This window comes from Brevibacterium renqingii, assembly GCF_017808095.1.
Lineage (GTDB): Bacteria > Actinomycetota > Actinomycetes > Actinomycetales > Brevibacteriaceae > Brevibacterium > Brevibacterium renqingii.
This window is the reverse complement of record NZ_JADBHG010000002.1, coordinates 334206-357904: the sequence shown is the minus strand read 5'-3', so window position 1 is coordinate 357904 and position 23699 is coordinate 334206. Positions and strand designations below refer to the sequence as shown.

General features: G+C 64.7%; 20 protein-coding genes. 9 read left to right on the top strand and 11 right to left on the bottom strand.

What is annotated here, in order from left to right:
* Positions 1-543: 543 nt before the first annotated feature.
* The 7 genes from IIE29_RS06650 to IIE29_RS06620 form a co-directional block, all read right to left on the bottom strand.
* Entirely contained in the window at positions 544-1632 is a 1089-nt protein-coding gene (locus IIE29_RS06650) for an N-acetylmuramoyl-L-alanine amidase (RefSeq protein WP_343071836.1), read from the bottom strand.
* Between the two features lie 155 nt (positions 1633-1787).
* Complete coding sequence (gene trxA / locus IIE29_RS06645) at positions 1788-2105, bottom strand: thioredoxin (protein WP_209324440.1); 318 nt, start codon at positions 2103-2105, stop codon at positions 1788-1790.
* 87 nt (positions 2106-2192) lie between these two features.
* Positions 2193-3164, bottom strand: a complete 972-nt coding sequence (trxB, locus tag IIE29_RS06640) for a thioredoxin-disulfide reductase (RefSeq protein WP_209324439.1) — start codon at positions 3162-3164, stop codon at positions 2193-2195.
* Positions 3165-3348: 184 nt separating this feature from the next.
* Positions 3349-5760, bottom strand: a complete 2412-nt coding sequence (locus tag IIE29_RS06635; RefSeq protein ID WP_209324438.1) for a protein kinase family protein — start codon at positions 5758-5760, stop codon at positions 3349-3351.
* 21 nt (positions 5761-5781) lie between these two features.
* Entirely contained in the window at positions 5782-7401 is a 1620-nt protein-coding gene (gene murJ / locus IIE29_RS06630) for a murein biosynthesis integral membrane protein MurJ (protein WP_209324437.1), read from the bottom strand.
* A gap of 3 nt (positions 7402-7404) precedes the next feature.
* Positions 7405-9678: a DUF6049 family protein gene (locus IIE29_RS06625; protein ID WP_209324436.1), complete on the bottom strand. Its 2274-nt coding sequence runs from the start codon at positions 9676-9678 to the stop codon at positions 7405-7407.
* A 20-nt stretch (positions 9679-9698) separates the two neighbouring features.
* Positions 9699-10187, bottom strand: coding sequence for an NUDIX domain-containing protein (locus IIE29_RS06620; RefSeq protein ID WP_209324435.1), 489 nt, complete (start codon positions 10185-10187; stop codon positions 9699-9701).
* A 127-nt stretch (positions 10188-10314) separates the two neighbouring features.
* Between IIE29_RS06620 and IIE29_RS06615 the strand changes: the two genes are divergently transcribed.
* The 8 genes from IIE29_RS06615 to rplI all read left to right on the top strand — a co-directional run bounded on the left by IIE29_RS06615 (position 10315) and on the right by rplI (position 19473).
* Positions 10315-11790 (top strand): CCA tRNA nucleotidyltransferase, encoded by a 1476-nt coding sequence (locus tag IIE29_RS06615; RefSeq protein ID WP_343071821.1) that lies wholly within the window; start codon positions 10315-10317, stop codon positions 11788-11790.
* 109 nt (positions 11791-11899) lie between these two features.
* Positions 11900-13606, top strand: coding sequence for an AMP-binding protein (locus IIE29_RS06610; protein WP_209324433.1), 1707 nt, complete (start codon positions 11900-11902; stop codon positions 13604-13606).
* Between the two features lie 309 nt (positions 13607-13915).
* Positions 13916-16318: a transglycosylase domain-containing protein gene (locus tag IIE29_RS06605; protein ID WP_343071820.1), complete on the top strand. Its 2403-nt coding sequence runs from the start codon at positions 13916-13918 to the stop codon at positions 16316-16318.
* 26 nt (positions 16319-16344) lie between these two features.
* Positions 16345-17667: a hypothetical protein gene (locus IIE29_RS06600; RefSeq protein ID WP_209324432.1), complete on the top strand. Its 1323-nt coding sequence runs from the start codon at positions 16345-16347 to the stop codon at positions 17665-17667.
* A gap of 108 nt (positions 17668-17775) precedes the next feature.
* On the top strand, positions 17776-18066 hold the full coding sequence (rpsF, locus tag IIE29_RS06595; protein WP_209324431.1) for a 30S ribosomal protein S6: 291 nt from the start codon (positions 17776-17778) through the stop codon (positions 18064-18066).
* Between the two features lie 34 nt (positions 18067-18100).
* Complete coding sequence (locus tag IIE29_RS06590; protein WP_209324430.1) at positions 18101-18721, top strand: single-stranded DNA-binding protein; 621 nt, start codon at positions 18101-18103, stop codon at positions 18719-18721.
* A gap of 37 nt (positions 18722-18758) precedes the next feature.
* Positions 18759-18998: a 30S ribosomal protein S18 gene (gene rpsR / locus IIE29_RS06585; RefSeq protein ID WP_025779604.1), complete on the top strand. Its 240-nt coding sequence runs from the start codon at positions 18759-18761 to the stop codon at positions 18996-18998.
* 16 nt (positions 18999-19014) lie between these two features.
* Entirely contained in the window at positions 19015-19473 is a 459-nt protein-coding gene (gene rplI / locus IIE29_RS06580) for a 50S ribosomal protein L9 (RefSeq protein WP_209324429.1), read from the top strand.
* Positions 19474-19561: 88 nt separating this feature from the next.
* Here the strand turns inward: rplI and IIE29_RS06575 are convergent, their stop codons facing one another.
* From IIE29_RS06575 to argE, 3 genes are all read right to left on the bottom strand, one after another.
* Positions 19562-20119 (bottom strand): DUF488 domain-containing protein, encoded by a 558-nt coding sequence (locus IIE29_RS06575; RefSeq protein ID WP_209324428.1) that lies wholly within the window; start codon positions 20117-20119, stop codon positions 19562-19564.
* Entirely contained in the window at positions 20116-20334 is a 219-nt protein-coding gene (locus IIE29_RS06570; protein ID WP_209324427.1) for a hypervirulence associated TUDOR domain-containing protein, read from the bottom strand. The genes IIE29_RS06575 and IIE29_RS06570 overlap by 4 nt, the downstream gene beginning before the upstream one ends.
* A 156-nt stretch (positions 20335-20490) precedes the next feature.
* Positions 20491-21672, bottom strand: a complete 1182-nt coding sequence (gene argE / locus IIE29_RS06565; protein ID WP_343071819.1) for an acetylornithine deacetylase — start codon at positions 21670-21672, stop codon at positions 20491-20493.
* A gap of 286 nt (positions 21673-21958) precedes the next feature.
* On the opposite strand from argE, the gene IIE29_RS06560 reads away from it, so the two are divergent.
* Positions 21959-22639 (top strand): mismatch-specific DNA-glycosylase, encoded by a 681-nt coding sequence (locus IIE29_RS06560; RefSeq protein ID WP_209324426.1) that lies wholly within the window; start codon positions 21959-21961, stop codon positions 22637-22639.
* 19 nt (positions 22640-22658) lie between these two features.
* On the opposite strand, the gene IIE29_RS06555 is transcribed toward IIE29_RS06560, so the two are convergent.
* The gene (locus tag IIE29_RS06555) at positions 22659-23435 is read right to left on the bottom strand and encodes a class I SAM-dependent methyltransferase (RefSeq protein ID WP_209324425.1); all 777 of its coding nucleotides are present in this window, start codon (positions 23433-23435) and stop codon (positions 22659-22661) included.
* Positions 23436-23699: the final 264 nt, after the last annotated feature.

Sequence of the window (23699 nt, the reverse complement as noted above, 5' to 3'; positions counted from 1 at the left end):
GCATGTTCTCTTGCGTCACGAACTTCTCTTCGTTGCCTTAGGTATTGTGCAGCCGTTCCGGTTCTCGCCCTTGGTGGGCATCGGCGTGTACGTTACGAAAGAAGGGCGCGAAGGGCTGGTCTATGTGTGGTGGAAGAGCCTTTCAGACCTTGTGTTCTAACCGGGCAGGCGGCTCGAGCGAGATTGTGTTTCACGTGGAACGCCATCTGTGATTCTGAGAGTTGACGAATGTCTTCAGAACGCCTTTTGGGTTCGACCGGTCGGTTTGCATCAATCGACGAGGTGTACTGAAGGAAGGGGGTTGTCTATTTCCCCATTGGCTGGAGATGTTGAGGGCTGATTGTCTAACGGGTGAAGTCAGTCAGCGGCTCAAATTGCCCGAGATCAAGAGGTGGTCTGTGATGTCGCACAAGCGCACGAGTGTGCTACCGCTGACTGATGGCGGAGCAGTCGCTTGGGACACGTCTCTGTCGAACTGAACAGGTCCGGCGGTCTAGTGATCCGAGGGAAGTATGCGAAGTATAGGGCCAGTGGGCAGCGGCTTCACCCGAGAGCCTTGATGGCCTCTAGGCTGAGGGTCCCTGTCTGAGGGTCATTGTCTTCTCGGATGTAGAGGCGCTGCAGACCTGCGGCGATCCCGTCGGCGATGGCATCACGAACGTAAGGGTCCTGGAGACTTTCCAGGTCGCCCGGATTGGTGAGGTAGCCTGTGACAACGTGGACCTTAGGTGTCTTGAGCCTCTTGAGAGATGACCAGGTGCGAGCGTGCGCTCGGCAGTCAAGCATTCCCGTACGGGCGACGACTTCACCTTGGATGAGTTCTGCGAGCTTCTGCCCGGTTGGCGAGTTCAGATCAGAGTTGCGTTCATGTCCGAAATAGAAACTTGCGATTCCGTTCGCGTCTTTGGACTTGCTCACATCAGCGGTCACCGTCACCACCGCGGACGCACCGAGCGCGTCTGCGCGATTCACCTCGACGGCGTCACCTTCGAGAAGCACTGCACCGGCACCGATGGCTTCAAGGCGGCCGACAAGGCGGGTTGCTATATCGAGAGTGAGCTGCCTTTCCAGCGTGCTCTGCTCGTCGGTCATCGGGAGCGTCTCGAAATCTACAACTGTAGTTGCGGCCTCGATGATGAAGGTCCGCCCGACGAGCGAGGTGCCCGATGCTGCAACACGGGCGCGCTCCTGGAGGGCGAAGAGGTTGCCGGTGTCGTGATTGCGGTCGATAGCGTTGAGACCGCGCAGTGTCTGCGGGCCGGTGACTCCGTCGACTTTGGTCCCAAGACTCATCTGCAGCTCCTTGACTGCCGATTCGGTTCGCGCAGCATATTCGGAGTCAATGCGGCCCGGGTAGAAGCCGAGACCGGCGAGCTTCGTCTGCAGGCGGACGACGTCGTCTCCTGTGAGGACCCTGACGGGGTCGAAACGGAGCACTCTGTCACCCAGCTGGTATCGGGCTTGTTCGAGCTCGGAAAACGTCTCTTGACCGAGCACTCCGTCGCAGAGGATGCCCCTGTCCTGCTGGAATTGGCGCACGCCGAGTTCGAAGGGCCGATCGAAATCCGCTGATTCGATGTCTCCGACTTTGAGTCCCAGACGAGCCATCTGCGATTTGATGTTCGGCAGCATCTCAGAAATGTCGCCACGCGTGTAGCGCGGTTTGGTCGTGTTCATCAATGCGTTGCCAATCTTCGGTGTAACGGTAACGGGTCAAGTGCTGGGTAGGGAGGCGCAGATATGCCTAAGGCGCCTGTTGATAGTACAACAGGCGCCTCAGAGCTTGATCAGATGAACTCGGCGAGCTCATCCTCCAGGGCCGGCTTCGGTCGGGCGCCGATGATCGTCTTGGCCACTTCGCCGTCCTTGAAGACGTAGAGGGCCGGGATCGATGTGATGCCGTAGGTGCTCGCCGTCTCGAGGTTCTCGTCGGTGTTGACCTTGACGACGTTGAGCTTCTCGCCGTGCTCTTCGGCGATCTGATCGACGATCGGGCTGACCATGCGGCAGGGACCGCACCAGGGAGCCCAGAAATCGACGAGCACAGGCTTGTCGGATTTCAGAACGGTCTCTTCGAATGTGGCGTCAGTGACTTCTGTCGACATGGCTAACCTTCCTTCACAACGATTTTCTCTAGCAGGAACAGCAGGACGTTCGGTTTCATTCCCTGCCTTTGAGCGGGGCAGACCGCATCAGGACGCGACGGCCGCTTCGACTGTCGCCGGCTTCGCTGCGGCCTCGAGGTCGGCGAGGTAGTGCTCCGCATCAAGTGCCGCGGAGCAGCCGGAGCCGGCGGCGGTGATGGCCTGCCGGTAGACGGAGTCGATGACATCTCCGGCAGCGAAGACGCCCTCGACGGAGGTCTTCGAGGTGCGCCCGTCGACGCTGAGATAACCATCTGGTCGCAGGTCCAGCTGGTCGGCGAACAGACTGGTCCTCGGATCGGAGCCGATGGCTACGAACATGCCGGTCACCGGCAGTTCTGTGGTCTCTCCTGTCACGGTGCTGCGCACGGTCAGTCCGGTGAGGGAATCCTCGCCGTGGACTGCGACCACTTCGCTGTCGAGGAGGAATTCGAGCTTCTCGTCCGCACGGGCGCGATCCTGCATGGCCTGCGAGGCGCGCAGCTCCTGCCGCCGATGGACGAGAGTGACCTTCGAAGCGAATCGTGTGAGGAACGTTGCTTCTTCGAGCGCCGAGTCCCCACCGCCGATGACGGCGATGTGCTGGTCGCGGAAGAAGAATCCGTCACAGGTGGCACACCAGCTCACACCATGACCGGACAGCTGCTTCTCATTCGGCAGTCCGAGCTCGCGATAGGCCGAACCGGTTGCGAGGATCACGGCTTTCGCCGTGTAACGGGCACCCAGAGCGGTTTCGATCTCATGAGCACCAGGGTTGAGCCTGAGGTTAGAGACATCGTCGTAGATCACCTCGGCGCCGAACTTCTCCGCCTGCTCGCGCATGTTCTCCATGAGCTCGGGGCCCTGCACACCGGTGGGGAACCCGGGGAAGTTCTCGACATCGGTGGTGTTCATGAGCTCGCCGCCTGCGGTGACCGAGCCCGCGATGACGACCGGCGAGAGATTCGCGCGCGCCGCATAGACAGCTGCGGTATAGCCGGCCGGACCGGAGCCGATGATCACCAATTGAGTATCAGTCATGTGAAAAGATCCCTGTTTCTGCTTGCTGTGCCCGGCGCGCCATGGCGTGTCGCGGGAATGACATTCGTATCTATAACCGTACGGGGCCGAAGACTATTCCGCACCTGCGGCCGCCTGACCAGCGATCCGGCACCTCCGAGACCCGCCGGAGGGGCGATCGCCGGTCCTTAACCGGTCCGATCGCCTACTTGAAGATGACGGAGCTGACGGTGGCCTTGTACCCGCCCTCGGACTCGGGCAGTTCGGTGACCCAGAGGATCAGCTTGTCGGTGGTGACCTCCTCGTCGAACTTGACCGTGACACCACCATCGGCGTCGAAGACTCCCTCGCCGATGACCTCGGCATCCTCCGGATCGTCCCCGTCGCGGATCTCGAATCTGCCGCCGGAGTTCCCGGATTTGACCTTGACCTGCTTGACAGTCGATTCGTCCTCGAATCCGATGAGCAGACCGACTCCCGATTTGAGGTTGCCGAACTTCGCCGAGTTGTAGCGATCGGTGTTCCACGAGCCTTCGGTCTTCGGAATCACGTTCTCGGTCTCGCTGTCGTGCTCCTCACCATCGCCCTCGGGATCGAGGGATTCGACGGACTCGATCTTCGGCGGAGCGGCCTCGGGGGTCTTCTTCGCCTCCGTCTTCGTCGGCTTCTCGCTCGGCGCCGAGGTCTCCGTGACCGGCGTGGATTCGTCGTCGCCGGAGTTGAGATTGATGATCACGATGCCGAGGACGATGACGGCGATGACCGAGAGGCCGAGCACCAGCCACAGGAAGGGCTTGCGCGTGGCCGCGGGATCACGATCGAAGGAGTCCGAACCCCCCGAGGCACCGCTTCCGCCGGAGGCGGCATCGGCGCCGGCTGCGCCTGAACCACCGGCGGATGCCGCTGCGCCCGCCGCTCCTGAGCCGACTGCCGCCGCTCCGACAGCTCCGGCTCCGGCACCCGATCGCTTCGAAGACGAAGCGCCGGCGGACTCGCTGTGCTGCTGACGTGGGGTGCCCGCGGCCTTGCGCTCGGCCGGACGGACGGTTGACGAACTCGCGGTCGCCTCGGCGGTCTGGTCGTCGACTGTGTCCGGAGACAGCCGACGCATCTCCTTCGGCGGCACTGCGGCATTGGCTTCGGCCTGTCTGGCTGCCGAGCTCGCTTCGAAGGCGGCCAGGCGTCTGCGCGCCTCTTCCTCCTTGGCCTGCGCGATGCGGCGTTCGCGTTCGTACTCTCGGCGCTGATGCTCGCGCTGCTGCTCATTGGTCTCGAACATGCCGCCGAGGAACCAGGACCCGTCGTCCTCGTCCTCGTCGTTGTCCATGATCACGCGCGTGTCGTTCTCATCGCCCTCGTCCTCCGGGACGATCTCGAGCGCCTGGGTGTCGGGGTCGGGATCCTCTTCCCGCCTCATGATCGGGGTCGTGAGGTTCGCATCGTATTCGTGTGCGGCGTACTCCGAGTACTCCGAATAGGTCTGCTCCGGCTCCCACTCGTCCCAATCCTGAGCCGCGTTGTCGAGCTCCTCTTTGGCGATGGGAAAGCTCGAGGCCTCTCGCATCTGCATCCGATCGGCGTAACGGCCCGTCGTGTGCCCGACCACTCCTGCGGCCAGACCGCGGGTTCCGGGACGGGTGATGCCGATGCGCACGAGGGCGGCCTGTACCTGATCTTCACTGGCGCTGGCCGAACCTGCGGGGCCGGGGCCGATGGATCGGGAGCGTGCCGTGGGCAGGCTGGTCGCCTCGTCGAAGCTGCGCGGTGACTGTTCGAACAGAGACTCGTTCTCGGCCACGGGTGCGCGGTTGACGTAACGCAGCAGCTCCGCGTCCCAGGTGTCGATATAGCCGAGGATCTCGGCGACCGAACCGGGACCGGGATCCGCGCCCGTGATGATTCCGCTGACGAAGTCGTCGAGCTCGTCGGAGACCTCGGGGTTGAGCGCCTTCACCCGGGCGATGCGAGCATTCTCCTTCTCGGCCGCGGGGATGCCTTCGAAGGCATCCTCACCCGGCCAATAGCCGGTCAGAGCGGCGTAGAAGAGATGGATGAGGTCGGCGGCATCCTGACGCGAGGCCTTCGTCGGGGTGTATTCCTGAGGATCGACGAGCCCGGTGTCCAGCGCCAGTGCGGCATCGATGCCGATGCCGGCGATGACCACCGCACCCTTCGAGGTCAGCCCCACGACGCTCGGACGTAGGAACATATGGAAGAGCCCCCGTCTGGCCGAGGTCACCAGCGCCGAGCCGACCTCGCCGATGAGGGCGCAGGCGGCGTCGACGGGCAGCGGGGACCGGGGCAGGATCTGATTGAAAGGCGTCACCGCGATGCGCTTGATGACGATGTAGTCGAGACCGTTCGAATGACCGACATCGAGGGTCGGGGCGATGCGCGGGTCGCCGAGGATCGAGACGCGGCGGGCGGCCTCGAGGACGTCATTGGACCCATCGGCATCGGCGACGAGGATGAGCACGGGTTCGTCGAGGATCGCATCCAGTCCCGTGCAGACGGCGCCCACTTCGGGCTTCTCGGGCAGCCACCTGCGGTCGACAGTCGATACGACGTAACGGCCGGCCACCACCATGCCGGGTTCGATATCGATCAGGGCGACCACCTCCGGTGGGGATTCAAGGGCTCAGGCTGCTCTTCTTAGTTTTCCAGCAACCACGCCAATAATCGAATGCAACTCTCTGACTCTGAGCAAATAACAAGCTCCGATGAAGAACCCGAGCATCACGGTGCCGACGAGCGCCGTCGTCGCGAAGGCCTGCCAGCGTCCGGCCAGGGTGAAGTCCGGGAAGAAGCAGAGCAGACCGTAGCCCGCACCGCCGGCGACGATGGCGGCCAGCAGGAACTTCAGATGCGAGGTGAGGATCTCCCGCAGATCGATCTCGCCGAGGCGCTTCTTGAGGATGGCGAACGACACGATCATCGCGAACAGGTACCCGAGGCTCATCACCAGGCCGATGATCGCGACCGTCACCGACTTCGGGAAGATCGAAGCCGAGAGCACGGCCAGGGACTGGAAGACGATCTGCGGCAGCTGGATGAGGAACGGGGTCTTCGCGTCCTCGTAGGCGTAGAAGACGCGCTGGGCCAGATAGTTCGCGCTGAAGGGCACGAGGCCGAAGACCATGGTGATGATGACCAGCCCGATCGCCGTCGCCTGTTCCCGCCCCTCACCGGCGATGATCATGGCCACCGGTGAGGCCAGCACGATGAAGGCGATGGCGGCGAAGGAGTTGACGAGACCGACCATCCGCACGCCCATCGAGAAGTCGCCGACGACCGCCGCGGTGTCCTTTTCGGCCGCATCTCTGGCCAGGGAGGTGAAGAGGGCCGTGGCCAGGGAGACCGCGATGAGCGAATGCGGGAGCATGAACACGAGGTACGCGGTCGTATAGGCGGCGTTCGAGGCGTTCCCGTCTCCGGGCACCGAGGCTCCGGCGGCGACGCGGGAGATGATGAGGAAGCCGAGCTGGCCGATGAGCATGGCCGCAAACGTCCAGAACGCGACCTTTCCGGCCGAAGCGAGGCCGACGCCGCGGAAGCCGAAGGTCGGTCTGTACTTGAAGCCGATGCGCTTGAGCGGCCAGACGAGGATGAGCGCTTGGGCCACGACACCGAGCGTCGCCGTACCGGCGATGAGCGCGATCTTGTCCGGAGTCCAGGTGTCGAGGTCATGCGGGGAGGCGCTGTTCGTCCCGAAGATGAGGATGAAGGCTGCGAGTCCGAGGATCGCGACGACGTTGTTGAGCACGGGGGCCCACATGTACGGACCGAACGAGGACTTCGCGTTGAGCACCTGGCCCAGCAGCGTGTAGAGGCCGTAGAAGAACAGCTGCGGCAGACACCAGAACGCGAAGGCCGTGGCCAGCGCCATCTGCTCGTCGCTCCACCCCGAGGAATAGAGCCAGACGAGGACGGGAGCGGCTGCGGTGGCGACGATGCTCACCCCGGCCAGGATCATGAACGAGAGGGTGAGCAGACGGTTCGTGAAGTCCGCGCCGCCGTCCTCCCGTTTGGAGGCACGCACGATCTGCGGGACGAGCACGGCGTTGACCACACCGCCGGCGAGCAGCATGTACAGGGTGTTGGGCACCTTGTTCGCGACGTCGAAGGCATCGGCTTGGACGGCGGTGACGCCGATGGCCGTGGCCAGCATCGAGGCTTTGACGAAGCCGAGTGCGCGCGAAGTCATGGTCCCCGCGGTCATGATCGCCGAGGACCGGGCCAAGGATGAGAAGCTGGACAAGCGCTACCTCTTTTCGTTCTCGTCGGTCTGGGCGCGCGCCATCGCATCGGCCAGCTGCTGTTCGGGGATCTTCGGGCGCCCGCGCGCGATCGTCTTGACCAAGCCGATCACGAACACGGCGGCCAGGGCCAATCCGATCACGGCGGTGCCGATGTTCTCCCAGTCGGCGCGGACCCTGACCATGAGCGATTCGTGCTTGGGAAGGACGACATCGTCTGCCGTGACCATCTCGATCGTGGTCGGCACATCGGCGTTGGCCAGGCCCTCGACGGGAACGTCGACGCGCATCGTCTCCGCTGCCGGCACCTTCACGGTCTCCGTGGTCTGCGCCCGCAGCTGCGGAGTGGCCGGTTTCATCCGGATCCGCAGAGTCGCCTCGGCGGGCGAATCATTGACGATGGTCACCGGGATCGTCGTCTTCTCCCCGGTCACGAGGAGGACCGACGATCCTTTGCGCAGGTGCAGGCTGTCCATGAGCTTCCGGCTCTGCTCGCGCGCGGCATCGGCGCAGATGTTCGCATTCCTGCCCAGCGTCCACGCCGCCGAGGTGCAGCTGAGCAGTTCACGGTCCAACCGGATGTCGGCGCCTTCGCGATCAGTGAAGACGCTGTTGAACTCCGCCTGGCCGGCGCGGGTCTCGGCCAGGGATCTCACCGCCTTCTTCCGGATGTGCGGCGCATCGGACTGCGACTGGAGCAGTCCCCGCGATTCGGAGGGCGAGTCGAGGAGCTCATCGAGCCCGGTCGGATCGATCCAGGGTGCGGAGTTGAGTGCTTCGACCGTCTGCTCCCACCCCTCCGAGGCGGCCGCGCGCGGCAGAGGGACGAGCAGCCGACGCGTGCGATACGGGGCTTCGGATTGGATCGCGGCCGATTCGGCGATGAGTTCGGACAGTTCCGAAGCGGGATGATCCGAGGCGATCGCCTCGGCGCTGAGATCCGTCAGCTTCGAATCGGTGACGAGAGTGTCGATCGTCGACTCCCCGTCGTCCGTGATCGTCGTCTGCGAATGCGCGTCGTCGTGGATGCCGGTGATCGAAGGCTGCTGCTCATCGCTGATGATCGCTGCGCTGTTGCCCGTCTTCTCAAGCGCCCGCAGCCCGTTCTTCGTGGCGCTGCCGGCTACCGGCCAGGCGATGTCGGTCCGTGCCTCGGGGAACACGTCCTTGACGAGTCCGCGCTGCTTCTGTGCGTACGTGCTCAGATGCTCGATCCTGCTGCCGCGCAGCGCGCTGAGGTCCGGATCTCCGAACGGCAGGGCGATGATCGTGTGCTTCTGTGCCGCCGAGACGAAGTCCCGGTACCAGGAGCCGAGGCGTTTGCGCTGATCGGCTTCGGCTTCGAGCTCGGCGGCGCTGACATCGCCCTCGTCGTTCTCGGCGGCGGGGACCTGCGGCGTACGGGTCTGCCCGCCGTCCTTGTCGGAGGGCTCCTCGGTCTCCTCGGGTGCCTCGCCGTCGGCGTCGGGCGGTTCGGCCACCGCGGCTTCGAAGGAGGCGATGACGCGAGGATCGATAGCCAGTCCGACCTCCTTCTTCTCGAGCAGCTTACCGATCGTCGCCAGCGAACCGCCCTCGGCGATGGCCTTGTCGAGCCGATCGGGATCGATGAGCCCGCCTTCGGTGTGACCGGGCAGGGTGACGGGCGCGAGCAGACTGACCTTCGTCTGATCGAACTTCGGATCGGGATACCAGGTGGTGAAGCCGATCTCCGAGGCACGCAGTCCGGACTCGTCGCCGAGCTGCACGGCGAGGCCCCGCGGACCCCAGGAGCTCACGGGCGAGGACTTCTTCAGCCCGAGGTCGTCCGCCGGCACGGTGACGGTGAACTCAGCGGAGGCGCCGGGATCGATCCGGTCGTCGAAGGACGCGTCGACGCTCGTCCCTGGCGAGCTCTCGTCCTCGCCGCCGTCCTTCTCCGCCTTCTTGCGCGCTTCGGGACCGTCGTCCTCGAGATCGGCGATGGTCCGGTGCCGGGCCTGGCTCTTCTTCCAGGAGCTCAGGCGGGACTCCGAATCGAGCGTGCGGGTCGACATCTCCAACCTCAGGCTGGGGTTCTCGATCGGCTTCTTCGTCGTGTTCGAGACGTGTCCGCGAACCGTCAGCGTCCCCTCCTCGTCGACCCAGGGGGTCACCTCGTCGAGGGTGATCGTGACGTCATCGTCGGCGGCACCGTCCGTCGTGCTCGCCGCCGCGGGCGCCGCGGACAGGACGGGAAATGCGAAAACCGGCCCTGCGAGCAGGAGGAGGGTGCTCAGCAGGGCGGTGAGGAATCGCATGTGGCGGATGGGAATGGGTTTCACTGCTCCAGTTGGGACACCATCGGGCGGGCGGCGGCGACGATGCGGCGCTCATTGGCGAAGGAGAGTCGCGAACGCAGGTCGTCAAAGGGCACCCACGCCGCATCGATCGCTTCTTGGTCAGGATCATTATCCACGGTCAGGGTCCCCGACTGTGCACGGAGGAGGAAATGGTGGACGAGTTTGTGGATGCGGATCCCGGTCACGGTGAACCAGTAGTCGACGGTGCCGAGCGGGCAGATGATCTGGCCGCGGATCCCGGTCTCCTCCTCGATCTCGCGGCGGGCCGCCTCGGCGGGGGTCTCCGTGCCTTCGAGATGGCCCTTCGGCAGGCACCATTCGATCCGACCGGCCCGATTGATGCGGGCGATGACGGCCACGGTGCGCTTCGGGTGGGAGAAGTCGACGACGATGCCACCGGCGGAGATCTCCTCCACAGTGGTGCGGCGGGACGTGCGGGGTCCCGGCTTGGGCATCGGTGTGGTCATTCTCCTACCTTAGTAGGCGAATCTTGGAAGTTCCGTGTCATCGGCTCCCGGTAGGCTTATGGAGGCCAGAACTTCCGCCTGCACCGAGGCGGTGGAGCAAGAGCAGACAGCTGGAAGAAGGAGCTCGGTGGATCCGCAGACCGCGCATACCCGACTGCACGACAAGCTCGATGAGCTCGAGCACATCCTCGGCCCCCTGGGACAGAGGTTCTCTGCGGCCGGCTTCGAACTCGCCCTCGTCGGCGGTTCCGTCCGCGACGCGCTGCTCGGCCGTCCCATGCCCGACCTCGACTTCACGACGAACGCCGAACCGGACGACATCCTCGCGCTGATCGCGGACTGGGTCGACACGCACTGGGACATCGGTCGCGAGTTCGGCACCATCGGCGCGGTGAAGTCCGGCGTGCAGATCGAGATCACGACTTATCGCGCCGAGGCCTACGAGGAGGATTCGCGCAAGCCCACAGTGCGTTTCGGCAAGGATCTCGATGCCGACCTCGTCCGTCGTGACTTCACCATCGGGGCGATGGCGATCCGCCTGCCGGGCAAGACCTTCGTTGACCCGCACGACGGCTTCGAGGATCTCATCGCCGGACGCATCCGCACGCCGGGGACGGCAGCCGATTCGTTCTCCGACGACCCGCTGCGGATGATGCGCGCGGCTCGCTTCACCTCCCAGCTCGGACTCGCTCCCGTCGCCGAGGTCGAAGAGGCGATGAGTGAGATGGCCGAGAGGATCGAGATCATCTCCGCCGAACGCGTCCAGGTCGAACTCGTCAAGCTCATGACCGGCACTGACCCGGCAGCCGGCATCGATCTGCTCGTGCGCACGGGCGTCGCCGACCATGTGCTGCCCGAGGTGTCCGGACTGCGTCTGGAGACCGATGAGCACCATCGGCACAAGGACGTCTACCAGCATTCGCTGACCGTGCTCCGTCAGGCCATCGACCTCGAACAGCGCTACGCCGCCGCACAGCGGGAAGCCGGCATGGACGACAGGGACCCGCAGCGCCTGCACGTCCCGGACTTCGTCGTCCGCTTCGCCGCCCTCATGCACGATGTCGGCAAGCCCGCGACCCGGCGCTTCCAGCCCGGGGGCGCTGTGACGTTCTACCACCATGACGCGGTGGGGGCGAAGCTCACGGCCAAGCGGATGAAGACGCTGCGCTTCGACAAGGACACGACGAAGGCGGTCGGCCGCCTCGTCGAGCTCCATCTGCGCTTCTACGGCTACGGCGATGCCGGGTGGACGGACTCGGCGGTGCGCCGCTACGTCACGGACGCCGGCTCGCTGCTGACCCGACTGCACATCCTCACCCGCGCCGATGTGACGACGCGGAACAAGAAGAAGGCCGATCGGCTGGCGTTCGCCTATGACGATCTCGAAGAGCGCATCGAGGTTCTGGCCGAGCAGGAGGAGCTCGATTCGATCCGTCCGGACCTCGACGGCCGGCAGATCATGGCGATCCTCGACATCGAACCGTCACCCCTGGTGGGCAAGGCCTACAAGCATCTGCTCGAGCTGCGGATGGAACATGGTCCCTTGGGTCCCGAACGCGCCGAGGCAGAGCTGCGGTCCTGGTGGGAGGACAACGGTCGGTGACCGACCCCCGCTGAGCTCCCGTCTGCGTGGTGCTGATAGCTTCGGTATCGCGTAGATTTGTGCCAGACGTCACACGCTGTGACGCGGGCGACGATGTGAGGAGACAGCAATGACAGTGACCGACGAGTTCCGGGCAGCCCGAGATCAGCTCATCGAGCTCCGCAGCGACTACGACACCGCCCGTGAGAAGTTCGAATGGCCGCGTTTCACACATTTCAACTTCGCACTCGACTGGTTCGACCGGATCGCGGAGAACAATGACGATCCGGCGCTGTGGATCGTCGAGCAGGACGGATCCGAGGGCAAGTGGAGCTTCGCCGAGCTCTCCGCGAGGTCGAACCAGGTCGCGAACTACCTGCGTCGGGCCGGAGTCAAGCGCGGTGATCACGTCATGGTCATGCTGAACAACCAGGTCGAACTGTGGGAGACGATGCTCGCCGGCATCAAGCTCGGTGCCGTCCTCCTGCCCGCAACCACGCAGCTGGGCCCCATCGACCTCAATGACCGGGTCGAACGCGGCAAGGCCGAATTCGTCGTCGCCGGCACCGAGGACGCCGCGAAATTCGACGAGGTCGAGCTCGAGGTCGTGCGCATCGTCGTCGGCGGAGAAGCCACCCGCCAGCAGGACTACACCTACTCCGAAGCCGCCGAGGAGAGCACCGAATTCGACCCGCAGGGCAAGTCGCGGGCCGATGATCTGCTGCTGCTCTACTTCACCTCCGGCACGACCTCGAAGGCGAAGATGGTCGCCCACTCGCATGTGTCCTACCCCGTCGGCCACCTGTCGACGATGTACTGGATGGGCCTGACCCCCGGCGACGTCCACCTCAACGTCGCCTCGCCCGGCTGGGCCAAGCACGCCTGGTCGAACATCTTCACCCCGTGGATCGCCGAGGCCTGCGTCTTCCTCTACAACTACTCACGCTTCGACGCGAACGCGCTCATGGAGACCATGGACCGGGTCGGGGTGACGAGCTTCTGCGCCCCGCCGACCGTGTGGCGCATGCTCATCCAAGCCGACCTGAAGCATCTGAAGACACCGCCGACGAAGGCCCTGGGCGCCGGAGAGCCGCTCAACCCCGAGGTCATCGACCGCGTCAAGAGTGACTGGGGTGTGCTCATCCGCGACGGCTTCGGCCAGACCGAATCGACCCTGCAGATCGGCAACCCTCCGGACCAGGAGCTGAAATACGGGTCGATGGGCAAGGCCCTGCCCGGCTTCGACGTGGTCCTCATCGACCCGGCCACCGGTGAAGAAGGCGACGAAGGAGAGATCTGCCTCCGACTCGACCCTCGCCCCATCGGCCTGACCAGCGGCTACTGGAGCAATGAGGAGAAGACCGCCGAGGCGTTCGCCGATGGCGTGTACCACACCGGCGACGTGGCCGAACGCGATGAGGACGGGTTCATCACCTACGTCGGGCGAGCCGATGACGTGTTCAAGGCCAGCGACTACCGCCTCTCCCCGTTCGAACTCGAGAGCGTGCTCATCGAGCACGAGGCCGTCGCCGAGGCGGCTGTCGTGCCCTCGCCGGACCCGGTGCGTCTGGCCGTGCCCAAGGCCTATGTCGTCGTCTCCGAGAAGTTCGAGGCCGACGCCGAGACCGCCCGGTCGATCCTCGCCTACTGTCGGGAGAACCTCGCGCCGTACAAGCGCATCCGCCGTCTCGAGTTCGCCGAGCTGCCGAAGACGATCTCCGGCAAGATCCGCCGTGTCGAGCTGCGTGCGCGCGAGGACCAGCTGCACCCCTTCAGCGGCGAGCCCGTGGTCGAGGGCAATGAGTACGCGGACACGGACTTCGATCTCAAGAGCTGAGCCGCCGTCCGGTGCCCACTCGGGGCCGCCTCGGCGAGCAGCAGGTGAGAGAGACTGAGTCTTTGAATGTGAGCAAACACGCACACGGCGTGGTTGATTCTCAGGGCTTGAATTAAAATGCCTGATGAGATGCCTTGAACAGGGTTACTCGATGAACCATTCGGTAACCTCGCCCGGTGATTCGGCGCGGGGTTCAGCAGTTTTTCACGCTCTACTAAAGAATGCGTGCGAGACTGATTGGCGTCTTTGACCTTTTTCGGACCTCGTCGCCACGCAATGCGGCAGGCTGACTGACCTGGAGGACCTTGGGTGGCTAAGGGACAACACACAGCGAAGAACATCGGCAGGAACACGAAGAATCTGCTCAACTACCCGCGAGCGGGTGTCAGCGGCTGGACTCGTTACCTGCCGAGCATCCGCGTACTCGTCGTCGGCGGGCTCAGCGTCATCATCGCCCTGTGCGTGCTCTTCGCCATCGGGTATGCCTCGACCGACATCCCCGAGCCGAACCTCGAGGCGACCGGTCAGACCTCGACGATCTTCTACAGCGACGGCAAGACGCCGATCGGTCAGTACAAGGTGGAGGACCGCAAGTCCGTTGACATCGACGAGATCTCCGAGCCGATGCAGAAGGCCGCGATCGCGGCCGAGGACACCTCGTTCTATGAGAACCGCGGCATCTCCATCAAGGGCCTCTCCCGCGCTGTTGTCGGCGTCGCGACGAATAAGTACGCGGGCGGCGGGTCGACGATCACCCAGCAGTACGTGAAGAACTTCTACCTCACGAATGAGCACTCCTTCGATCGCAAGATCAAGGAGATGTTCATCTCGCTGAAGATCGACCAGCAGCAGTCCAAGGACCAGATCCTCGCGAACTACCTGAACACGATCTACCTCGGTCGGCGCTCCTACGGCATCGAGGTGGCCGCACAGAATTACTTCGACAAGCCGGCCAAGGATCTCGATGTCAGCGAATCTGCTCTTCTGGCCGCGATGATCCAGCGCCCGGGCGCCGCCGATCCTTCGGAGAACCCCGAGGCGTATGAGGACCGTTTCAACTATGTCGTCAAGTCGATGACCGACGAAGGCTTCATCACCGAGGAGCAGGCCGCGAAGGTCGAGATGCCGAAGGTGCAGAAGGCGAACAAGGAGTCCTCGCTGTCGGGCCAGAAGGGCTACATGTGGGACTTCGTCCGGCGCGAGGCGCTGAAGAAGCTCGACATCGACGAGGCCCAGCTCGACCGCGGCGGCTACAACATCGTCACGACCTTCGACAAGGATCGGATGAAGGCGGCCGAGAAGGCCATCAAGTCCCTGCCGCCGAACCAGCCGGATGGCATGCAGGCGGGACTCGTCTCGATCGATCCGGACAACGGCGGGATCGAAGCCTTCTACGGGGGAAAGAACTACCTCGACCAGGCTTTCAACGCCTCCACGCAGAGCCATGTGCAGTCGGGTTCGACGTTCAAACCGTTCGCACTCGTCGCCGGTCTGGAGAACGGTGTGCGTCTGACGGACACCTATCCCGGATCCAGCCCGACGACGTTGAACAACGATGGGACCCCGTGGACCGTCAACAACTTCGGCAGCACGAGCTACGGCCCGGTGAGCCTGCTCAAAGCGACCCAGTCCTCGATCAACACCGCCTATGCCGCACTGAACGTTCAGGTCGGACCGGACAAGACGGTCGATGTGGCGCAGCGTGCGGGACTGAGCGGCAACTGCACCGATGAGGAGATGGAGTCCGGCAGCACCGGAGGCTGCTCGATCGGCCTGACCCCGAACCCGTCGAACGTGCTGGGCACGGCTAGCGTCAAGCCCATCGACATGGCCACGGCCTATGCGACCTTCGCGTCCAACGGCGTCCGCCACGAAACCCATTCGATCAAGAAGATCACTCAGGGCACCGACGACGAGGAAGTGTTTAAGGCCGAGAGCAAGGGCAAGCGCGTCTTCGACAAGGCAGTCGCCGCGGAGACCTCCTTCGCTCTGCAGCAGGTCGTCAACGGCGGTTCGGGAAGCTACGCTCAGAACCTCGGTCGCCCGGCGGCCGGCAAGACCGGCACCACGAACGAGAACAAGGCCGCTTGGTTCTCCGGTTACACCCCGAACCTCGCGACTTCGGTCGTCCTCTACCGTGAGGTCGACGGCAAGGAAGTCTCGATCGGAGCCTACGGCGGTCGCGGCCAGGTCACCGGTGGATCCTTCCCGGTGCAGGTGTGGACCGACTACATGCAGCAGGCGCTCGAGGGTGAGAAGGTCGAACAGTTCCCCGCCCGCGGTGAACTGCCCGATAAGCCGAAGCCGAAGAACACGAACCCGGCCCCTGCTCCGAAGCCCCAGCCGGAGGCACCGTCGGGCAGCAACGACGGCAGCGACGGCGACGACTCCGAGAAGAAGGCGCCGACCAAGGAACCGAAGGACAACGAGGACAAGAACAAGGACTCCGACTCCAAGGACGATGGCAAGGACAAGAACAAGGACTCCGACTCCAAGGACGAGGACGGCCGCGAGGACAACGGTTCCTCGAAGGATCAGGACGGATCCGAAAATGGGTCCGGTGACAACGAGGATTCCGGCAGTGATAAGGATTCCGACAACGGGAACGGATCGTCGAAGGATGACTCGGACGACGGAGAACTCCCTAAGCCAACGGTCCCGTCGAATCCGCCCAAGCCACCCGGTGACAGTGACGGACTCGGAGGAGACTGACACCCGCTGACCGATAGTCTCGAGTCATGCCTTCGAAGCCCAGTACCCGGATCGCCGAGCCTCTGCTCGGCGGTCCGGTCGGCATTCACCTGGCAGCAGCAGGGACACGGTTCCGCAGCCGCCAGGCCTACGTCCTTGCGGCGGTCCTCGGGCTCACCACTCTCCTCGCCCTGGCCCTGCAGGGTCCGTGCCTGAACTCGGGGTACGCGCAGCCGTCCGCCTCGGCGCGGATGTGCGCCGGCCCGCTGTCCACGGCGTTCGCCGGTGAGGTCAACCCCGAGGTGCTCGGACGCTCCCATGGCGGAGCGGCGGCACTGGCCCCGCTGGAGGGCCGCCTCGTCGACCTGCTGCATCTGGTCACCGACGACGTCTCGCTGTTCATGGCCGTCGTGCTCCTGCTCAACACCGCTGGCATCGCGGCCATCGGCGCAGGCCTCCTCATCCTGGCCCGCGAACGGCCATGGCTGGTGGCGGTCTTCGCCTCCCCGCTCATCCTCTTCACCCTCGGCTCGACCCTCGACCCGGTAGCGCTCGCCCTGGGCGTGTGGGCGATGGTCCTCTTCTCCGGCTCTCCGCCGATTCGCCCGCGCAGCTGGCTGGCCGGCGTGCTGCTGGGCATCGCGACTTTCATCAATCCGCTCGCCCTCCTAGTCCTCCTCGCCCTGACCGTGGCCGGACCGCACCCTGCTCGTAGGTTGCGGCCCCGCAGTCCGCGGATGATGCTGGCCTCGGCCACGGTCACCTCGGCGCTGCTGCTCGCGATCGACATGACCGCCATCGATCGGATCGTGCACTGGTATTCCGATGCGATCGACGGCGGCTCCTTCGCTTCGATCCTGCTCATGGCCGAACTCGGCGACGTCTCCCTGTGGGCGCCGCTGTGGATCATCGCCAGCGGCGGAGTGATCCTGGCCGTCGCGGTCTGCCTGTACATGGTTCGAGCCACCGGACTCGACCCGGCCGTGTCCGCCTGCCTGCTCATCGGCGGCTGCCTGCTGCTGGCTCCGGGTCTCATGCCCTGGGACAGTCTGTGGCTCCTGCCCTTCGCCGTCCTGGCGATCCGCCGCTGGTGGGTGCTCATCGTCTGGACCCTCGCCGAGGCGGTGTTCGCCATCGGCGTCCAGCTCGGCGACGTCTCCGGCTTCGAGCCCGCGAAAGGACTCGACCCCGCGTTCGTCGCCGTCTTCGCACTGCTGCGACTGCTCGCGCTCGTCCTCGTTGTGATCATGGCCGGTGAGAACCTCTACCGACGTCGCATCCGCGGTATGCCGGTCTCCGCATCTCCTCCTCGGCGTGGGCAAGAGCACGAGCTCGGACATGACAGCGGGAGCACCGTTCGACTAGACTAGCGAAGTCTGTTCCCATTTCGTGACCAGCACGGAGGCGGAACGGGCATGCATATACCCTCCTGCCATGGACCGACCATGGCCGCAAAGACCAGAGGAGGTGGGTGACATATGCGTCAATACGAGCTCATGCTCATTCTTGATAACGACCTCGAAGAGCGGACGCTGGCTGACACCGTGAACAACCTGATCAAGGTTGTCCCGGCTGAGAACGGCACCGTCGACAACGTGGATATCTGGGGACGTCGTCGCTTCGCGTACGAGATCCAGAAGAAGTCCGAAGGCTACTACGTCGTGGTCGATTTCCACGCCGAGCCTGCAACGACCAAGGAACTCGATCGTCAGCTCGGACTCAACGAGTCCGTTCTGCGCACGAAGATCCTCCGCCCGAACGCCAAGTAAGGCATTCAAGCTACCTCGCTTCAAGGAGCATTCAATGGCAGGCGAAACAGTCATCACGGTCGTCGGGAACCTGACCAGCGATCCCGAGCTGCGCTTCACACCGAATGGTGCGGCAGTCGCAAACTTCACCGTGGCCTCGACGCCGCGTATCTTCGACCGTCAGGCCAACGAGTTCAAGGACGGGGAGACCCTGTTCCTGCGCTGCTCGGTGTGGCGTGAAATGGGAGAGAACGTCGCCGAATCCCTGCAGCGCGGTACTCGGGTCGTCGTCCAGGGACGACTGAAGTCCCGGTCCTTCGAAACCAAGGAAGGCGAGAAGCGCACGGTCATGGAGCTGGACGTCGACGAAGTCGGCCCCAGCCTGCGACGCGCCACCGCTCAGGTGACGAAGAACACCCCCGGCGGCGGAGGATTCTCCGGCGGCGGCAACTTCGGCGGAGGCCAGGGCGGAGGCGGCCAGCAGGGCGGCTTCGGCAACCAGCAGTCCTCCGGATGGGGCAACAACCCCCAGCAGGGCGGCCAGCAGGGTCGTCCTCAGCAGGGCGGCTACGGCCAGGGCAACAGCGGACCGGCAAACGACCCGTGGGCATCATCGAACCCGCAGAGCGGAGGCGGCGGCTGGGGCAACCCGGGCGCCGACGAACCCCCGTTCTGATCCACGTCTGAAGACATTTCGTTAACAGGAGATACTCATGGCAAAGCCAGAGATCCGGAAGCCTATCAAGAAGAAGGCTAATCCGCTCAAGAAGGGCGAAGCGGCGAACATCCACTACAAGGACACCGCTACGCTCCGCAAGTTCATTTCCGACCGCGGCAAGATCCGTGCACGTCGTGTCACCGGTGTGACCGTGCAGGAACAGCGCGTCATCGCGAAGGCTGTCAAGAACGCCCGCGAGATGGCACTTCTGCCCTACTCGAGCTCAGCTCGCTGATCGGAGGGAAAGAAACATGCCTAACCGCAAAGTGATTCTCAACCAGGAAGTCGACGGCCTCGGTGCCGCCGGCGATGTCGTCGAGGTTCGTGCCGGATACGCACGCAACCTGCTGCTGCCCCGTGGCTGGGCATCCGCATGGTCCGCAGGCGCGGAGAAGCACATCGAGGCTCTCCGCAAGACCCGCCAGGCCAAGCAGATCGCCGACCACGATGAGGCCGTGAAGGTCAAGGGCGAACTCGAGTCGACCACGGCTCGCATCGACATGAAGGCCGGCAAGAACGGTCGCCTGTTCGGCGCCGTCACCCCGGCTCTCGTGGCCGAGGCTCTGCACAACGTCACCGGGCGCGATTTCGATCGTCGCCAGGTCGCTCTGACCGGTCACGTCAAGACCCCCGGCAGCTACAGTGCTGTCGTGCGCGTCAGCGACGAGATCACCGCGAAGATCAAGTTCGAGGTCATCGGCAAGGCCTGATCCCGGCCCGATCACCTCAGCACCGCCGAGGCGGCACCCGAGCAGGGTGCCGCCTCGGCTTTCGTGCATGTGGTTCACAACGCTGGGTTCAATGTTCAGGGTAGGTGACTCTCCCGTCCTCACCGAGGTGTGCACCCTCGCTCAGCTTCGCCGCATCGACATGTCCGGGGCCGAGCACGTGGGCGACATCGAGATCTCGTGCCAGCAGCCAATCGGCGATGAGTCTGCGGTGGCAGCGCCACCAGACGGCCTCCGAGCACATGAGCGCGCAACGGCTGGTCTCACCCCAGCCGACGAGGGTGTCGAGGTCTTTGCGGAAGCCCTCGGACAGTGCATGGTCGGCATAATTGTGGAAGCTGCGGTTCTGCCACCATCCGTTGACCTCGAAGGGCACAGTTCGACTGACGGGACGCCGACCCGTCAGCTCGTCGAGCCGCCTGAGTTCGATCCCCTCCTCGGCGAGCGCAGTGGTCAGGGCATCGGCGTTGAACTGGGGGTTCTTGTTCGAACCCGGCAGTTTGCGAACGTCGACGACCACCTCGGTGCCGGTGTCGGTGAGCAGTTCGATGAACTCGTTCAGTGACCGGTTCGAATGTCCGATGGTCAGGAACGGCGCGATGTCGGAGGCCGGGGCAACTCTCGTCATCTCTTGTCGACGCGGTGGAGAGCGCTGCCCTTGTGCGCGGCGATGTGATCGGTCTTATCGCTTCTGATCTCGTACTGCGGCTCGTCGGCCGAGGCCCTGCGGTTGTGACCCTTGTACTCGAAGTCCGAGGTGTGGACCTTGGTGATCGTCCCGGAGACCTCTCCGGCCTCTGAGTTCCACGCCACGTGGTCACCGACGGAGAATTCGGCTCCCATGATGCCTCCCTGCTGCCGAGGATTGCTGGTGGCTCCATCCAAGCACGAACCGCAGCAGAGGGGAACCCGGTGTGGGATCCGGGTGCTCTCGAATGCGGTTCGTTGGCTGACCGGTGCGGGCGCACCGAGTCGCTGAGGCCAGTCAGGAGCGCTGACCTAGGAACGGTCGGTGCTGAGGTCGACGATGAGGGCGTCGATGAAGGATTCGCAGGCGGCGATCTGCTCGAGTTCGATGAATTCATCGGGAGCGTGGGCCTGGGCGATGTCGCCGGGTCCGCAGACGACGGTCGGGATGCCCGCCTCGGAGAACAGACCCGCCTCGGTGCCGTAGGTGACCTTGTCATTGGTGGCGATGCCGCCCCAGTCCGCGGCGAGCGAGACGATTTCGGCGTCATGCGGGGTCTCGCAGCCAGGGGCCTCGGCTTCGATGGTGAAGTCGACGCCCGCATCGGCGTTCTCTGCGGCCATGGCCCGGCCCAGGCGCTCGGCCTCGGCGCGGAAGCGAGCGATGAGCGCCTCACGGTCGACCGTGCCGAGTGAGCGGAACTCGAACTGCACGCTCGCCTCGGCGGGGATCGTGTTGACGGCGATGCCGCCGGTGAAAGTGTTCGCCGTGACGGTGGTGAAGGGCACGACATAGGCCTCGTCGAAGGGCCCTTCGGTACGGAATTCGGCGGCGACGGCGTGGACGAAGGCGACGAACTCGGAGGCGTAGGCGATGGCGTTGACGCCTTCGGGCGTGAGCGAGGAGTGGGCGGCGACGCCGTGGAAGTCGACACGGAAGACGTTCATCGACTTGTGCCCGCGGATGACCCGCATGCTCGAGGGCTCTCCGACGACGCAGCCGCGGGGTGCGAGCTCGGCGGCGGTGATCGCCTCGACGAGGCTGATGGCGCCCACGCATCCGATCTCCTCGTCGTAGGAGAAGGCGAGGTGGATGGGTTCACGCAGCTGGGCGGTGGCCAGTCGCTCGAGGCGGGAGAGGATGACGCCGATGAAGGACTTCATGTCCGCACTGCCGCGGGCGAAGTACTTGCTCTCGCGGATCTCGGGAGTGAAGGGGTCCGAGGACCAGTCCTGGCCGTCGACGGGGACGACGTCGGTGTGTCCCGACAGCACGATTCCGCCGGTGGTCGTGCCGTCGGCGGCCGGGATGGTGGCGAGCAGGTTCGCCTTGGTGCCCTCGGCGTTCGGGATCCGCTGGAAGCTGATGCCCGCGGCGGCGAGACGACCTTCGACGTGTTCGATGAGCGGGAGATTCGAGTCCCGGCTCGTCGTGTCGAAGGTGATGAGATCGGTGATCTCGGCGATGGTGGCCTCGGCGGGCTGAGCTGGCACGACTGCTCCTGTTGGTCGGCTGCGGATGGTATCGATCCGGCCGTGTCGTCGGTCTGCGGGGAGGGCTGAGTGCGGCCCGGTGCAGAACGGCGGCGACCAGACGTCTTCACTCTACTGGGCGGGCTTCGGACGGATGCGCACCGGCTCGGTGGGCGAGACCTCTGAACAGGCGGCCCGGGGTCGCTCGGGACCGGGGTCGCTCGGGATCGGAGAGGGTGTGGAGCACGCGGTCTCTGATGCGCGATGAGCACGGCGCGCAGCGGCGCTCAATCGTTAGACTGAAGCGATGACCCCATCGCTCTCCTCCGACTGGCGTCCGTGGCGCGCGCCCTCTCAGTCAGAGGGGCGCCGGCCCGATCGCTGCGACCTCGAGCTGGCCCGGCGTCGCGGCAGCGGCCGTGACGACGTCCTTCCCTATCCGGACGATGAGCGGTCTGCGGGAAGAGTGCGTCTCCTCATCGTCGGCGTCAACCCGAGCCCGTGGACCGCAGCTGTCAACGCGCCTTTCGCCCGACCGGGGAATCGCTTCTGGCCTTCGCTCCATCTCGGGGGAGTCATCGAATCCGCCGTCGACGCTTCTCGCGGTTTGTCTCGTGCGGATGAGCGGATGCTCGCGGAGCGGGGCATCGGCATGACCAATCTGGTCTCTCGGCCCACAGTTCGAGCCGACGAGCTCGCTGCCGCTGAGCTCCGGCGCGGCGGTGAACGGACGGTCGGCCGCGTGCGCACGATTCTCCCCCGAGCAGTCGCCGTTGTCGGCATCACCGCGTTCCGGACGGCATTCAGCGCACCGCGGGCTCGAGTGGGAGAGCAGGACACGAGCAGGATCAGCGGATGGCCGGATGGCACAACGCTGTGGGCCCTGCCCCATCCCAGCGGTCTGAATGCCCACGAGACGGTGGACAGCTTGGCTGAGCATTGGCGGACAGTGTGGGCCGCGGTGAACAGAGGCGACGGTGCGGTGTGAGGCTGACGGTGTCCGATGCTCAGATCCGGGCGAGGATGAGCAGGGCTGCATTGGCGGCGTCGAGGCCGTCGGCAGGGATCTCTGCGGCCATCTCCTCGCGCATGACCGCACGTTTGACCGGGTCCATCGTCAGCTGAGCCGAATAGGTGAAAACCATCGACAGCCAATCGTGCTTCGAGGAGTGGAGATCTTCGGTGAACGAGGACTCGCAGGCAGTGAAACCGGTGGCGCGCAGCTGAGCGAGAGCCGGATGCTCGACGGTCTCGAAGGTCTCTGCAGCGCCTGCAGTTCCCAGACTCGGGCGCGTGCCTTCGGGATGGAATCGTGCGGCGATCGCCTCGAGCCTGGTGCGCACTTCACCCTTCGGTTCGATATCGTTCCAGGCCAGGGCCAAGCGCCCTCCGGGCTTGAGGAGGGCCCGGATCCGCGGCAGGGCGATCAGCGGATCGACCCAGTGGAAGGACTGTCCGAAGCTGATGAGATCGAAGGTGCGGTCTTGTCCATCCCAGTCCTCGAAGGTCGAGACCTCCACCTCGAGGCCTTTCGTCCGAGCCACGGCGGCCATCTCGACATCGGGTTCGACCGCCAGGACCTCGCCGCCGGCATCCTTGAGCTGGGAGGCGAGGATGCCCGTGCCCGAACCGACGTCGAGGATTCGCGGAACCTCCGCGCCGGAGTCGGCGGCCTGCATGATCGCCGTGATCAGCGCGGAAGGATACCGCGGTCGGTAGGCGTCATAGGCGGCGGCCGCCTCGCCGAATGACTCCGCGCGCTTCCGATCCTCGAAGTACTCCATCCACCGAGCGTATCGCCCGCGAGCGGGCCGACGGCATTGTCTGAACGGGAATGTTCGCGTCAGGCTCTGAGCGATGAAGGTTCGGGGGATTGCGTGAGACTCAGACCGCCATCGACGGGTGCCAGTTCGAGGCGGTCCGCCTCAAGGTTGCTGTTCCTTCACCTACAGGTGGTCACAGAACCACCCGGTGCAACGGTGTGGTGTGCGGGGCACGGGGCGTCGTGCTGCTGGCGCGGGGGTATGTCAGCAACGGTGTGGGATGCT

Bases quoted from the DNA above. Each gene is read 5' to 3' on its own strand.
- IIE29_RS06650 (WP_343071836.1), bottom strand. From the start codon at position 1,632: ATGCTGCCGAACATCAAATCGCAGATGGCTCGTCTGGGACTCAAAGTC.
- IIE29_RS06620 (WP_209324435.1), bottom strand. From the start codon at position 10,187: ATGACCACACCGATGCCCAAGCCGGGACCCCGCACGTCCCGCCGCACC.
- rpsR (WP_025779604.1), top strand. From the start codon at position 18,759: ATGGCAAAGCCAGAGATCCGGAAGCCTATCAAGAAGAAGGCTAATCCG.
- IIE29_RS06570 (WP_209324427.1), bottom strand. From the start codon at position 20,334: ATGGGAGCCGAATTCTCCGTCGGTGACCACGTGGCGTGGAACTCAGAG.
- rplI (WP_209324429.1), top strand. From the start codon at position 19,015: ATGCCTAACCGCAAAGTGATTCTCAACCAGGAAGTCGACGGCCTCGGT.
- trxB (WP_209324439.1), bottom strand. From the start codon at position 3,164: ATGACTGATACTCAATTGGTGATCATCGGCTCCGGTCCGGCCGGCTAT.
- trxA (WP_209324440.1), bottom strand. From the start codon at position 2,105: ATGTCGACAGAAGTCACTGACGCCACATTCGAAGAGACCGTTCTGAAA.
- rpsF (WP_209324431.1), top strand. From the start codon at position 17,776: ATGCGTCAATACGAGCTCATGCTCATTCTTGATAACGACCTCGAAGAG.
- IIE29_RS06575 (WP_209324428.1), bottom strand. From the start codon at position 20,119: ATGACGAGAGTTGCCCCGGCCTCCGACATCGCGCCGTTCCTGACCATC.
- IIE29_RS06610 (WP_209324433.1), top strand. From the start codon at position 11,900: ATGACAGTGACCGACGAGTTCCGGGCAGCCCGAGATCAGCTCATCGAG.
- IIE29_RS06555 (WP_209324425.1), bottom strand. From the start codon at position 23,435: ATGGAGTACTTCGAGGATCGGAAGCGCGCGGAGTCATTCGGCGAGGCG.
- IIE29_RS06560 (WP_209324426.1), top strand. From the start codon at position 21,959: ATGACCCCATCGCTCTCCTCCGACTGGCGTCCGTGGCGCGCGCCCTCT.
- IIE29_RS06600 (WP_209324432.1), top strand. From the start codon at position 16,345: ATGCCTTCGAAGCCCAGTACCCGGATCGCCGAGCCTCTGCTCGGCGGT.
- IIE29_RS06590 (WP_209324430.1), top strand. From the start codon at position 18,101: ATGGCAGGCGAAACAGTCATCACGGTCGTCGGGAACCTGACCAGCGAT.
- IIE29_RS06625 (WP_209324436.1), bottom strand. From the start codon at position 9,678: ATGCGATTCCTCACCGCCCTGCTGAGCACCCTCCTCCTGCTCGCAGGG.